Here is a 13,083-nt window from a genome sequence, read left to right on the forward strand (position 1 = left end):
TAGTTCTGACAAGTTGGGGCGGATGGTAACGGGCGGGCCAAAGGCACTACGCCGTGCAATGTAAAGAAGGAAAAGGCGTCCAGGCGTCCTGTCAGCGCAGCGGCGCGGCCGGACGCAGACGCACGGCCCATGCCACCAGCAGCGCCGGAAACTGGACGATCGCGTCGTTGTAGTGCCCCACCGCCAAGTTGAACTGGCTGCGCGCGATTTCCGCGGCCGCCGAGGGTTCGGGCCAGGCAATCGGCTCGGCCGCGTTCGGCGCGGCAACGGCACCGGGCTGCGCCGGCATCGGGCGCGACAGCGTTCCGTCGGCATCGAAGACCGTCACCGCATCCGGATGCTGGCGCTGCCAGGCCGAGACCAGCACCTGCAGCGCAGTGCCCAGCGCGGCCATGCCGCCGGCATCGAGCGGGTGCAGCCGCGTGGCGCCCAAGAGGGTCGCCAACTGGTTGGTGGCCGCCTGCAGCGGCGCGATCGACGACAGGAGCTCCTGCGACGGTGGATTGGCCTGCGGCGCCGCGGTGATGCTGGCCTGCACGAAATCGAGCTGCCGGCCCAGCGCCGCGTCCAGCGTCGCATAGGCCTGCAGCACCGCCGCGCGCAGGCGCACCAGCCGGTTGTAGGCGCCGACAAACCAGAACAGCAGCACCGCAATGACGATCCAGCTGGCCAGCGATTCGGGCAACACGCTCATCGGAAACGACACCTCATCCAAGCACAAAGAAAAACGCCCCCCAACCGGGGGCGGTCGGGGGGCGTGGGGTACCGGTCATGGCCGGTGATGCTAGCCGCTTATTCGGTCGCTGCGCCTTCGCTGGCGTCGGCCGTGCTCGTCGCATCGCTCGAGGAACCCGCCAGTTCGGCGGCTTCGGATTCGGCGATGGCGCGGCGCTCGGCGTCGTCCATCGCGTCCTTGGCCCTGCGTGCCTGGTGGTACGCCATGCCGGTGCCTGCGGGAATCAGGCGGCCGACGATGACGTTTTCCTTCAGACCGCGCAGCTCGTCGCGCTTGCCCATGATCGCGGCTTCGGTCAGCACGCGCGTCGTTTCCTGGAACGAAGCAGCCGAGATGAACGAGTCGGTCGACAGCGACGCCTTCGTGATACCCAGCAGCAGGTTCGTGAACGTCGCGGGGATCTTGCCTTCGGCGCGCAGGGCGTCGTTGGTGTTGAGCATTTCGCTGCGTTCGACCTGTTCGCCGGAGATGTAGCTGGTCTCGCCGATGTTGTCGACCACGACGCGGCGCAGCATCTGGCGAACGATCACCTCGATGTGCTTGTCGTTGATCTTCACACCCTGCAAGCGGTACACGTCCTGCACTTCGTCCACGATGTAGCGCGCCAGTTCTTCCGAACCCAGGAGGCGCAGGATGTCCTGCGGGTCCGCCGGACCGTCGACCACGGACTCGCCCTTGTTCACCACCTGGCCTTCGTGCACCAGGATGTTCTTTTCCTTCGGCACGAGGTCTTCGTAGACGCCGCCTTCGGGATCGGTGATCTGCAGGCGGATCTTGCCCTTGGTCTCCTTGCCGAACGACACGGTACCGGTCATTTCGGCCAGCATGCCCTTGTCCTTCGGCGAACGGGCTTCGAACAGCTCGGCAACGCGCGGCAGACCGCCGGTGATGTCGCGGGTCTTCTGGCCTTCGACCGGAATACGCGCCAGCACTTCGCCGGGGCCCACGTCCTGGCCGTCGCGGATCTGCACCAGCGAGCCGATCGGGAAGCCGATCGTCACCGAGTGGTCGGTGCCCGGGATCTTCACTTCGGCGCCCGAGGCGTCGATGAGCTTGACCTGCGGGCGCACGACCTTGGCAGCGCCGCGGCGCTTCGGGTCGATCACGACCAGGGTCGACAGACCGGTCACTTCGTCCACCTGCTTGGCAACCGTGAGGCCTTCCTCGACGTTCTCGAACTGCGTCTTGCCGGCGAACTCGGTGATGATCGGGCGCGTCAGCGGATCCCAGTTGGCGAGCACGTGGCCGGCCTTGATCTGCTGGTCGGCCTTGACCGCCAGGATCGCGCCGTACGGCACCTTGTGGCGTTCGCGCTCGCGGCCGTGTTCGTCATGGATGACGATCTCGCCCGAACGTGCAATCACCACCAGCTCGTTCTTGCTGTTGGTCACATAGCGCATCGTGGCGTTGAAGCCGATCACGCCGTTGGACTTGGCTTCGACGCTCGAGGCCACCGCTGCACGCGATGCCGCGCCACCGATGTGGAACGTACGCATCGTCAGCTGCGTGCCGGGTTCGCCGATCGACTGCGCCGCGATCACACCGACGGCTTCGCCGATGTTGATCAGGCCGCCGCGGCCGAGGTCCCGGCCGTAGCAGGTCGCGCAGATGCCGAAGCGGGTTTCGCAGGTCAGCGCGGTGCGGACCTTGACTTCGTCGACGCCCTGGGCTTCCAGGACTTCGATGTTGTCTTCGTCGAACATCTCGCCGGCCTTCAGCAGCACCGAACGGTTTTCCGGATGCAGCACGTCGTCCGCAGCCGAGCGGCCCAGGATTCGGTCGCGCAGCGACTCGATCACTTCACCGCCTTCGACGATGGCGCGCATCAGGTAGCCGCCGTGCGTGCCGCAGTCCTGCTCGGTCACGACCAAGTCTTGCGTCACGTCGACCAGACGACGGGTGAGGTAACCCGAGTTCGCCGTCTTCAGCGCCGTGTCGGCCAGACCCTTGCGGGCACCGTGGGTGGAGATGAAGTACTCCAGCACGTTCAGGCCTTCGCGGAAGTTCGCGGTAATGGGCGTCTCGATGATCGAGCCGTCCGGCTTGGCCATCAGGCCCCGCATACCGGCCACCTGGCGAATCTGCGCTGCGGAACCGCGGGCGCCGGAGTCGGCCATCATGTAGATGGAGTTGAACGACTCCTGCTCGACTTCCTTGCCGTGACGGTCGATGACCTTCTGCTTGGACAGCTTGGCCATCATGACCTTGGACACTTCGTCGCCGGCCTTGCCCCAGATGTCCACCACCTTGTTGTAGCGCTCGCCAGAGGTCACGAGACCGGAGACGTACTGCTGTTCGATCTCCTTCACTTCCTTGGCCGAGCGCTCGATGATGCCGTGCTTCTCGGCGGGCACCAGCATGTCGTCGATCGCGATCGAGATACCGGCCTTGGTCGCCAGGCGGAAGCCGTTTTGCAGCAGCTTGTCGGCGAACACGACGGTCTCTTTCAGGCCGCACTTGCGGAACGAGACGTTGATGAGCTTGGAGATTTCCTTCTTCTTCAGCGCCTTGTTGATGTTCGAGAACGGCAGGCCCTTGGGCAGGATCTCGGACAGCAGCGCGCGGCCCACGGTGGTGTCCACGAGCGAGGTCGACGGCGTGAAGACGCCGGTTTCCTTGTCCTTGGTGTATTCCGTGATGCGCACTGCCACCTTGGCGGTGAGTTCGACTTCGTTGGCGTCCAGCGCGCGCTGCACTTCACCGATGTCGGAGAAGATCAGGCCCTCGCCCTTGCCGTTGATGCGGTCGCGGGTCGTGTAGTACAGACCCAGCACCACGTCCTGCGAAGGAACGATCGACGGTTCGCCCGAAGCCGGGAACAGCACGTTGTTGGAGGCCAGCATCAGCGTGCGGGCTTCCATCTGCGCTTCCACCGACAGCGGCACGTGAACGGCCATCTGGTCGCCGTCGAAGTCGGCGTTGAAGGCCGCGCAAACCAGCGGGTGCAGCTGGATCGCCTTGCCTTCGATCAGGATCGGCTCGAACGCCTGGATGCCCAAACGGTGCAGCGTAGGCGCACGGTTCAGCATGACCGGGTGTTCCTTGATCACTTCTTCCAGGATGTCCCAGACCACCGGCGTGCCCGATTCGACTTCCTTCTTGGCAGCCTTGATCGTCGTCGCGATGCCCATGGCTTCCAGGCGCGAGAAGATGAAAGGCTTGAACAGCTCGAGCGCCATCAGCTTGGGCAGGCCGCACTGGTGCAGCTTGAGCGTCGGGCCCACCACGATGACCGAACGGCCCGAGTAGTCCACGCGCTTGCCCAGCAAGTTCTGGCGGAAACGACCGCTCTTGCCCTTGATCATGTCGGCCAGCGACTTGAGCGCACGCTTGTTGGCGCCCGTCATGGCCTTGCCGCGACGGCCGTTGTCCAGCAGCGAGTCGACCGCTTCCTGCAGCATCCGCTTTTCGTTGCGCGCGATGATTTCCGGAGCCTTCAGCTCCAGCAGGCGGCGCAGGCGCGAATTGCGGTTGATGACGCGGCGGTACAGGTCGTTCAGGTCGGAGGTCGCGAAGCGGCCGCCGTCCAGCGGCACCAGCGGACGCAGGTCCGGCGGCAGCACGGGCAGCACCTCGAGCACCATCCACTGGGGCTTGATGCCCGACTTGCGGAAGGCTTCCAGCACCTTCAGGCGCTTGGAATTCTTCTTGACCTTGACTTCGGAGCCGGTCAGGTCGCCACGCAGGCGCTCGATCTCGCTGTCGAGCTCGATGCCTTCCAGCAAGTCCTTGATGCCTTCGGCGCCCATCTTGGCAACGAACTCGTCGCCGAATTCCTTGCGCTTGGCGTCGTAGTCGTCCTCGGACATGATGCCGAACTTCTTCAGCGGGGTCATGCCGGGGTCGGTGATCACGTAGGCTTCGAAGTACAGCACGCGTTCGATGTCGCGCAGCGTCATGTCGAGCACGAGGCCCAGGCGCGACGGCAGCGATTTCAGGAACCAGATGTGGGCGCAGGGCGCGGCCAGGTCGATGTGACCCATGCGCTCGCGACGCACCTTGGTCTGCGTGACTTCAACGCCGCACTTCTCGCAGATCACGCCGCGGTGCTTCAGGCGCTTGTACTTGCCGCACAGGCACTCGTAGTCCTTGATGGGGCCGAAGATCTTGGCGCAGAAGAGACCGTCGCGCTCGGGCTTGAACGTGCGGTAGTTGATCGTCTCGGGCTTCTTCACTTCACCGAAAGACCACGAGCGGATCTTCTCGGGCGAAGCCATGCCGATCTTGATGGCATCGAAATGCTCATCGGGCGTGAATTGCTTGAACAGGTCGAGTAGCGATTTCATAAGACTCTTTCCCTTTTCAAATTAAGAACGCTCGAGCTCGATGTCGAGCCCCAGCGAACGAATTTCCTTGACCAGCACGTTGAACGATTCCGGCATGCCGGCTTCGATCGAGTGTTCGCCCTTGACGATGCTTTCGTACACCTTGGTACGGCCTTGCACGTCGTCGGACTTCACGGTCAGCATTTCCTGCAGGACGTAGGCGGCGCCGTAAGCTTCCAGCGCCCACACTTCCATTTCCCCGAAACGCTGGCCGCCGAACTGCGCCTTGCCGCCCAGCGGTTGCTGCGTGACGAGCGAGTACGGGCCGGTCGAACGGGCGTGCATCTTGTCGTCGACCAAGTGGTGCAGCTTCAAGAAGTGCATGTAGCCGATGGTGACGGGACGCTCGAACTGGTCGCCGCTGCGGCCGTCGTACAGGTACGCCTGCGTGCGCGTATCGGTCAGGCCCTTGAGCTTGGCGATGTCGTCCGGGTAGGCGAGCTTCAACATGCCACGGATTTCTTCTTCCGAGGCGCCGTCGAACACCGGCGTGGCGAAGGTCGCGCCGCTTTGCAGGTTGGCCGCCATGGCGAGCACGTCGCTGTCGCTCAGCTGGGCGAGGTCTTCCGGACGGCCCGAGCCGTTGTACAGCTGCTCCATGAACTTGCGCACTTCGGCCACCTTGGCCTCTTGCTGCAGCAGGTCGCCGATGCGCTGGCCGATGCCCTTGCCGGCCCAGCCCAGATGCACTTCGAGCACCTGGCCCACGTTCATCCGCGAAGGCACGCCCAGCGGGTTCAGGCAGATGTCGCACGGCGTGCCGTCGGCCATGTGGGGCATGTCTTCGACCGGAACGATCTTGGACACCACACCCTTGTTGCCGTGGCGGCCGGCCATCTTGTCGCCCGGTTGCAGGCGGCGCTTGACGGCCAGGTAGACCTTGACCATCTTGAGCACGCCCGCGGGCAGCTCGTCGCCCTGCGTGAGCTTCTTGCGCTTTTCTTCGAACGCGAGGTCGAAGCTGTGGCGCGTCTGCTCCAGCGAGTTCTTGATCGACTCGAGCTGCGTGGCCACTTCGTCGTCCGCCGGGCGGATGTCGAACCAGTGGAACTTCTCGACCGACGCGAGATAAGCCTTGTCCAGCTTGGTGCCCTTGGCCAGCTTGTTGGGGCCGCCGTTGGCGACCTTGCCGGTCAGGAGCTTCTCGATACGGTCGAACGCGTCGGCTTCGACGATGCGAAGCTGGTCGTTCAAATCGAGGCGGAAGCGCTTGAGCTCATCGTCGATGATCTGCTGCGCGCGCTTGTCGCGCGTGATGCCTTCGCGGGTGAACACCTGCACGTCGATCACGGTGCCTTGCGAGCCCTGGTCCACGCGCAGCGACGTGTCCTTCACGTCGGAAGCCTTCTCGCCGAAGATGGCGCGAAGCAGCTTCTCTTCAGGCGTGAGGGTGGTCTCGCCCTTCGGCGTGACCTTGCCCACCAGCGTGTCGCCCGGCTGCACTTCGGCGCCGACATAAATGATGCCGGATTCGTCCAGGCGGTTGAGCTGCTGCTCGGCCAGGTTCGGGATGTCGCGCGTGATTTCCTCGGCGCCCAGCTTCGTGTCGCGAGCCATCACCACCAGCTCCTCGATGTGGATCGAGGTGTAGCGGTCTTCGGCAACGACGCGTTCGGAGATCAGGATCGAGTCTTCGAAGTTGTAGCCGTTCCAGGGCATGAACGCGATCAGCATGTTCTGGCCGAGGGCCAGTTCGCCCAGGTCGGTCGATGCGCCGTCGGCGATCACGTCGCCCTTGGCGATCTTGTCGCCGCGCTTGACGATCGGACGCTGGTGGATGTTGGTGTTCTGGTTCGAACGCTGATACTTGATCAGGTTGTAGATGTCCACACCAACTTCACCGGCAGCCGCTTCGGCGTCGTTCACGCGCACCACGACGCGCGTTGCATCGACGTAGTCGACGATGCCGCCGCGGGTGGCCGTGACCACGGTGCCCGAGTCGACCGCGGAGACGCGCTCGATACCGGTACCGACCATCGGCTTTTCGGGGCGCAGCACGGGCACGGCCTGACGCTGCATGTTGGCGCCCATCAGCGCGCGGTTCGCATCGTCGTGCTCCAGGAACGGCACGAGCGAGGCAGCCACCGACACGATCTGCGCGGGCGACACGTCCATGTACTGGATGCGTTCGGCACCCACCAGGATCGATTCGCCGGCTTCACGCGCCGAGACCAGGTCGCCGGTCAGCACGCCGTCCTTGTCCAGGGCCGCATTGGCCTGGGCGATGACGTACTTGCCTTCCTCGATGGCCGAGAGGTAGTCGATCTCGTTGGTGACCTTGCTGTCGGCCACGCGACGGTACGGCGTCTCGATGAAGCCGTATTCGTTCAGGCGGGCGTACAGGGCCAGCGAGTTGATCAGGCCGATGTTCGGGCCTTCAGGCGTTTCGATCGGGCACACGCGGCCGTAATGGGTCACGTGCACGTCGCGCACTTCGAAGCCTGCACGTTCACGCGTCAGACCACCCGGGCCAAGGGCCGACACGCGGCGCTTGTGGGTGATTTCGGACAGCGGGTTCGTCTGGTCCATGAACTGCGACAGCTGCGAGGCGCCGAAGAATTCCTTCAGCGCGGCCGAGATCGGCTTGCTGTTGATCAGGTCGTGCGGCATCAGCGGCTCTTGCTCGGCCTGACCCAGACGTTCCTTCACGGCCTTCTCGATACGTGCCAGACCCGTGCGGTACTGGTTCTCGGCCAGTTCGCCCACGCAACGCACGCGGCGGTTGCCCAGGTGATCGATGTCGTCGACTTCGCCGTTGCCGTTGCGCAGGTCCACGAGGATCTTGACGACAGCCAGGATGTCTTCGTTGGTCAGCACCATCGGGCCGGTGGATTCGTCGCGGCCGACCTTGGCGTTGAACTTCATGCGGCCCACGCGCGACAGGTCGTACGTGTCCGGGTTGTAGAACAGGCGCTGGAAGAGGGCCTGCACCGCGTCTTCCGTCGGCGGCTCGCCGGGGCGCATCATGCGGTAGATGGCCACGCGGGCTGCGAACTCGTCGACGGTTTCGTCGATGCGCAGCGTTTGCGAGATGTACGCGCCCTGGTCCAGTTCGTTCGTGTAGATGACCTGGATGTCCTGCACGCCGGCCGTGCGCAGCTTCTTGAGCAGCGCTTCGGTCAGCTCGTCGTTGGCCTTGGACAGAATTTCGCCGGAGTCGGCGTCCACGATGTTGCGGGCGATCACGCGGCCGACCAGGAAGTCTTCCGGCACGCTGATGTGCGTGGTGTTCGACTGCTCCAGTTCACGCGTGTGGCGCGCGGTGACGCGCTTGTCCTTGGCGACCACGACCTTGCCCGACTTGTCGGTGATGTCGAAGCGCGCGACTTCGCCGCGCAGGCGCTCGGAGACGAACTCCATCTGCGCGCCGCTGTCCATCAGGCGGAAGTTGTCGTTCACGAAGAAGTTCGCGAGGATCGATTCCGGGTTCAGGCCGATGGCCTTGAGCAGGATCGTGACCGGCATCTTGCGGCGACGGTCCACGCGGAAGTACAGCATGTCCTTCGGGTCGAACTCGAAGTCCAGCCACGAACCGCGGTAGGGAATCACGCGGGCCGAGAACAGGAGCTTGCCCGAGCTGTGCGTCTTGCCCTTGTCGTGTTCGAAGAACACGCCGGGCGAGCGGTGCAGCTGGGACACGATCACGCGTTCGGTGCCGTTGATGATGAACGAACCCTTCTCGGTCATGAGCGGCACTTCGCCCATGTAGACCTCTTGTTCCTTCACTTCCTTGACCACCTTGGACTGCGACGTCGACGACTCGCGGTCATAGATGATGAGCTGCACCTTGGCGCGCACGGCCGAGGCGAAGGTCAGACCGCGGGTCTGGCACTCGCGCACGTCGAACGCCGGCTTCGCCAGGTTGTACTCGAGGAACTTCATCTCGACGAAACCGTTGTGCGAGACGATCGGGAAGGCGGCGTCGAACGCGGCCTGCAGGCCTTCGACGGTGCGTTGTTTGGGGGCGATGCCGGCTTGCAGGAACGCGGTGTACGCGTCTTTCTGCATCTGCAGCAGGTAGGGGATTTCGACGACGCTGTCGCGATTACCGAAACTTTTTCGGATGCGCTTGCGTTCGGTGTAACTGTACGCGGACGATTGGGCCATGAGAGCTCCGGAGCTTGAGATCTTCAGCGACTTGTCAGCAATGCCGGACGAACGGCACCACTGCTTGGCGGCTGGCCACTACCAGCCGTTGGCGGACAGCGATGCGTTGCACATCGCCCGAACCAAGGGGTCTTCTGCAGTCGGGGTCAGAAGACACTCGAAAAACGCATGGGCATGGCGTCTTTCGGGTGCGCTCTGAAAGCGGCAAAGGCTGGAGGGCCTTTTCAGGCGCCTCCAGCCCTCTAGGGGGTCTGAATTACTTCAGTTCCACCTTGGCGCCGGCTTCTTCCAGCTTCTTCTTGGCGGCTTCAGCGTCAGCCTTGGACAGGGCTTCCTTGACAGCCTTGGGAGCGGCTTCCACCAGGTCCTTGGCTTCCTTGAGGCCCAGGCCGGTGATTTCGCGCACGGCCTTGATGACCGACACCTTGTTCGCGCCGACATCGGCCAACACGACGTTGAATTCGGTTTGTTCTTCGGCCACTGCTGCGGCGGGGCCGGCAGCTGCGGGACCTGCCATGGCGGCAGCGCTCACGCCAAACTTCTCTTCGATGGCTTTCACCAGTTCGTTGAGTTCCAGGACCGTCATGCTGTCGAGCGCGGTCAGAAATGCGTCTTTATCGAATGCCATTTTTGTTTCCTAACAATTGGGTTGAATATTTCAAACGCAAGCCGGCTTATGCGGGTTGCGCCTCGGCTTCTGCCGGTGCATCGGCTGCGGGTGCTGCTTCGCCTTCGCCACGCTTCGCGGCCAGCGCCGCGAGAACGCGTGCCGTACGGGAAATCGGGGATTGCATCAAGCCCAGCAATTGCGCCAGCAGCACTTCCTTCGAAGGGATGCTTGCGAGTTGCTTCACGCCGTTCACGTCCAGGACCTTGCCGCCAAACGCACCGCCGCGAATCACCAACTTGTCGTTGGTCTTCGCGAAGTCGGCCACCACCTTGGCGGCGGCCACTGCGTCTTCGGAAAAGCCGTAGATCAGCGGGCCGGTCATCTGGTCGCCAATGACTTCGAATGCGCTACCAACCACAGCACGGCGTGCCAGCGTGTTCTTGAACACGCTGAGAGTCACACCCTTGCTGCGTGCTTCAGTACGCAGTTTGGTCATATCGGCAACCGTGATGCCACGGTATTCCGCCAGCACGAGCGTTTGAGCTTTTGCGGCGAGGCTGGTCACATCACTGATGACCGCTTCTTTCTCACTGCGATTCAGACTCAAGGTCTACTCCTTTTAATGCGACCGTCGGCCGGGGCCTCGGATCGCGCTTTCATGCAGCGACCAACTGTTTCGGAACAAAAACAAATTCCTTGCAGCGGGGTCGCCATCTGCGCTGATGGCCGGACAAAAGGTCCGGCAATTAAGTGCAGGCACCCTGCACACCAGCGGTCTTGGATGGCTCACGGCAACCGAAGCTGCCGCGACCCACCACATTCGCCCCGCGCCTTTCGGCGCCGGGCCAATCTCTTCTCTTAGCTTGCCGAGATGGTTTGCGTGTCCACGCGGACACCCAGACCCATCGTCGACGAAACTGCCACCTTGCGCAGGAACACGCCCTTGCTGGTGGCCGGCTTGGCCTTGACCAGCGCGTCGATCAGCGCGACCAGATTGCCTTGCAGCTTGTCGGTGTCGAACGAACGACGGCCGATCGTGCCGTGGATGATGCCGGCCTTGTCGACGCGGAACTGGACCTGGCCAGCCTTGGCGTTCTTCACGGCCGTGGCGACGTCCGGGGTCACGGTGCCAACCTTGGGGTTAGGCATCAGGCCGCGCGGGCCGAGGATCTGACCGAGCGTACCGACGACGCGCATGGCATCAGGGGCAGCGATCACGACGTCGAAAGGCATGTCGCCAGCCTTGACCATCGCGGCGAGGTCGTCCATGCCGACGATGTCGGCGCCGGCGGCCTTGGCTTCTTCAGCCTTGGCGCCTTGGGCGAACACAGCCACGCGCTTGGTCTTGCCCGTGCCGTTGGGCAGCACGACGGCGCCACGCACGACCTGGTCCGACTTCTTCGCGTCGATGCCCAGCTGCACGGCCACGTCGATCGATTCGTCGAACTTGGCGGTGGCGGCTTCCTTGACGAGGCCGATGGCTTCAGCCAGGGCGTACAGCTTGTTGCTGTCGACCTTGCCTTCGAGCGCTTTTTGCTTCTTGGTGATCTTGGACATTTACACGCCCTCCACATTCACGCCCATCGAGCGGGCAGTACCGGCGATGGTGCGAACCGCGGCGTCCATGTCGGCGGCCGTCAGGTCCTTCATCTTGGTCTTGGCGATTTCTTCGAGCTGAGCGCGCGTGATCTTGCCGACCTTGTCCAGGTGCGGACGGGCCGAACCCTTGTCCAGCTTGATCGCCTTCTTGATCAGCACGCCGGCGGGCGGCGACTTGATGATGAAGGTGAAGCTCTTGTCGGCGAACGCGGTGATGACCACCGGCAGCGCCAGACCCGGCTCGTAGCTCTGCGTCTGCGCATTGAACGCCTTGCAGAACTCCATGATGTTCAAACCACGTTGGCCCAGTGCGGGACCGATCGGTGGGGATGGGTTGGCCTTACCAGCTGGTACTTGCAGCTTGACGAAGCCGACGATTTTTTTCGCCATTTTTTGCTCCTTGCGGGTGATATCGCCTTGGCTTTCGCCGCAGCTCCCCGGGGTTAGACGACTCTTCTGCTCAAGGCCGCGCACCGAGTCGGATAGCGCGCAGCCGGAAATGGTTCAGGCCTTTCGGCCTGGGGCTCAGGTCTTCTCGACCTGGCTGAATTCGAGTTCGACGGGCGTGGAGCGGCCGAAAATCATGACCGACACGCTGACCTTGCTCTTCTCGTAGTTGACGTCTTCCACCGTGCCATTGAAGTCGGTGAACGGGCCTTCCTTGACGCGCACGAATTCGCCGACGGTGAACTCGACCTTGTGGCGCGGCTTCTCGGTGCCCTGCTGCATCTGGCTGACGATGTCCTCGACCTCTTTCTGCGAGATCGGGGCCGGACGGTTCTTGGCGCCGCCCACGAAACCCGTCACCTTGTTGGTGTGCTTCACCAGGTGCCAGCTCTCGTCGTCCATGATCATTTCGACCAGCACGTAACCGGGGAAGAAGCGGCGCTCGGTGGTGCGCTTCTGGCCATTCTTGATCTCGACCACTTCTTCGGTCGGGACCAGGATGCGGCCGAACTTGTCCTGCATGCCGGCGCGGTTGATGCGCTCGGTGATGTTGCGCTCGACGGCCTTCTCCATGCCCGAATAGGCATGCACCACGTACCAACGCAGATCGGGGTTGGCGGCGGGAGCCAGGATCGGAGTGTTCTCCTCTTCCGGCGTGGTTTCAACTACGTCGTCGGTCATTGCTTATTTTCTCCAGCCCAGAATGAGGTCGAAAAACACCCATTCGAGCGTCTTGTCGGTGAGCCAGAGGAAGACGGACATGATCGCCACGAAAGCGAACACATAAGCCGTCATCTGCATCGCTTCCTTGCGGGTCGGCCAGACGACCTTCTTGACCTCGCGCCACGAGTCGCGGCCGAAGGCCCACAACTGACGGCCATTCTCCGAGCTGCCGAAGGCGCCCACGGCCGCGGCCAGGCCGACCAGCAGCGCAGCCCATTGCACCAGCGAGCCCTGGCGCGACAGCAGGTAGAACGCCACGATGGCGCCCACTGCCAGCACCACGGCCGCGGCCAATTTGGCCTTGTCGGCGCCCGTGCTCACGGTTTCGATTTGAGAAGTGGCCATGTTTGGCTGATTTCCTGTGGTCTTTCGACCTTCAATTCAATGCGTCTCTTGAGACGCCGAAGCCCGTCGGGACACGACGGGCTTTTTTCGGAGTGCCACCTAGGTGGCAGGGGCAGTAGGAATCGAACCTACAACCTTCGGTTTTGGAGACCGACGCTCTGCCAATTGAGCTATACCCCTCCGGTACTCTT

The 13,083-nt window shown here is 63.2% G+C and carries 9 protein-coding genes and 1 tRNA gene; all 10 read right to left on the minus strand.

The annotated features are described in order from the left end of the window. Positions 1-91 precede the first annotated feature (91 nt). The 10 genes from ACZYRS_RS29865 to ACZYRS_RS29910 all read right to left on the minus strand — a co-directional run bounded on the left by ACZYRS_RS29865 (position 92) and on the right by ACZYRS_RS29910 (position 13,072). The gene (locus ACZYRS_RS29865; protein ID WP_463422108.1) at positions 92-694 is read right to left on the minus strand and encodes a LemA family protein; all 603 of its coding nucleotides are present in this window, start codon (positions 692-694) and stop codon (positions 92-94) included. Between the two features lie 98 nt (positions 695-792). Then, the gene (gene rpoC, locus ACZYRS_RS29870; protein WP_198789616.1) at positions 793-5,022 is read right to left on the minus strand and encodes a DNA-directed RNA polymerase subunit beta'; all 4,230 of its coding nucleotides are present in this window, start codon (positions 5,020-5,022) and stop codon (positions 793-795) included. A gap of 21 nt (positions 5,023-5,043) precedes the next feature. Continuing rightward, positions 5,044-9,168: a DNA-directed RNA polymerase subunit beta gene (gene rpoB / locus ACZYRS_RS29875; protein WP_463422109.1), complete on the minus strand. Its 4,125-nt coding sequence runs from the start codon at positions 9,166-9,168 to the stop codon at positions 5,044-5,046. A gap of 256 nt (positions 9,169-9,424) precedes the next feature. Continuing rightward, positions 9,425-9,796 (minus strand): 50S ribosomal protein L7/L12, encoded by a 372-nt coding sequence (gene rplL / locus ACZYRS_RS29880; RefSeq protein WP_198789614.1) that lies wholly within the window; start codon positions 9,794-9,796, stop codon positions 9,425-9,427. Positions 9,797-9,842: 46 nt separating this feature from the next. After that, complete coding sequence (gene rplJ / locus ACZYRS_RS29885) at positions 9,843-10,385, minus strand: 50S ribosomal protein L10 (RefSeq protein ID WP_198789613.1); 543 nt, start codon at positions 10,383-10,385, stop codon at positions 9,843-9,845. A 251-nt stretch (positions 10,386-10,636) separates the two neighbouring features. Further along, the gene (gene rplA, locus ACZYRS_RS29890; RefSeq protein ID WP_198789612.1) at positions 10,637-11,335 is read right to left on the minus strand and encodes a 50S ribosomal protein L1; all 699 of its coding nucleotides are present in this window, start codon (positions 11,333-11,335) and stop codon (positions 10,637-10,639) included. Further along, entirely contained in the window at positions 11,336-11,767 is a 432-nt protein-coding gene (gene rplK / locus ACZYRS_RS29895) for a 50S ribosomal protein L11 (protein WP_013539105.1), read from the minus strand. 135 nt (positions 11,768-11,902) lie between these two features. Further along, on the minus strand, positions 11,903-12,505 hold the full coding sequence (nusG, locus tag ACZYRS_RS29900) for a transcription termination/antitermination protein NusG (RefSeq protein WP_042579443.1): 603 nt from the start codon (positions 12,503-12,505) through the stop codon (positions 11,903-11,905). A gap of 3 nt (positions 12,506-12,508) precedes the next feature. After that, a complete protein-coding gene (gene secE, locus ACZYRS_RS29905) occupies positions 12,509-12,892 on the minus strand; it encodes a preprotein translocase subunit SecE (RefSeq protein ID WP_007831049.1) in 384 nt (127 codons plus the stop codon). Between the two features lie 104 nt (positions 12,893-12,996). Beyond that, a tRNA-Trp gene (locus ACZYRS_RS29910) sits at positions 12,997-13,072 on the minus strand. Between the last annotated feature and the right edge of the window lie 11 nt (positions 13,073-13,083).

It is taken from the genome of Variovorax sp. AC194 (assembly GCF_979257995.1).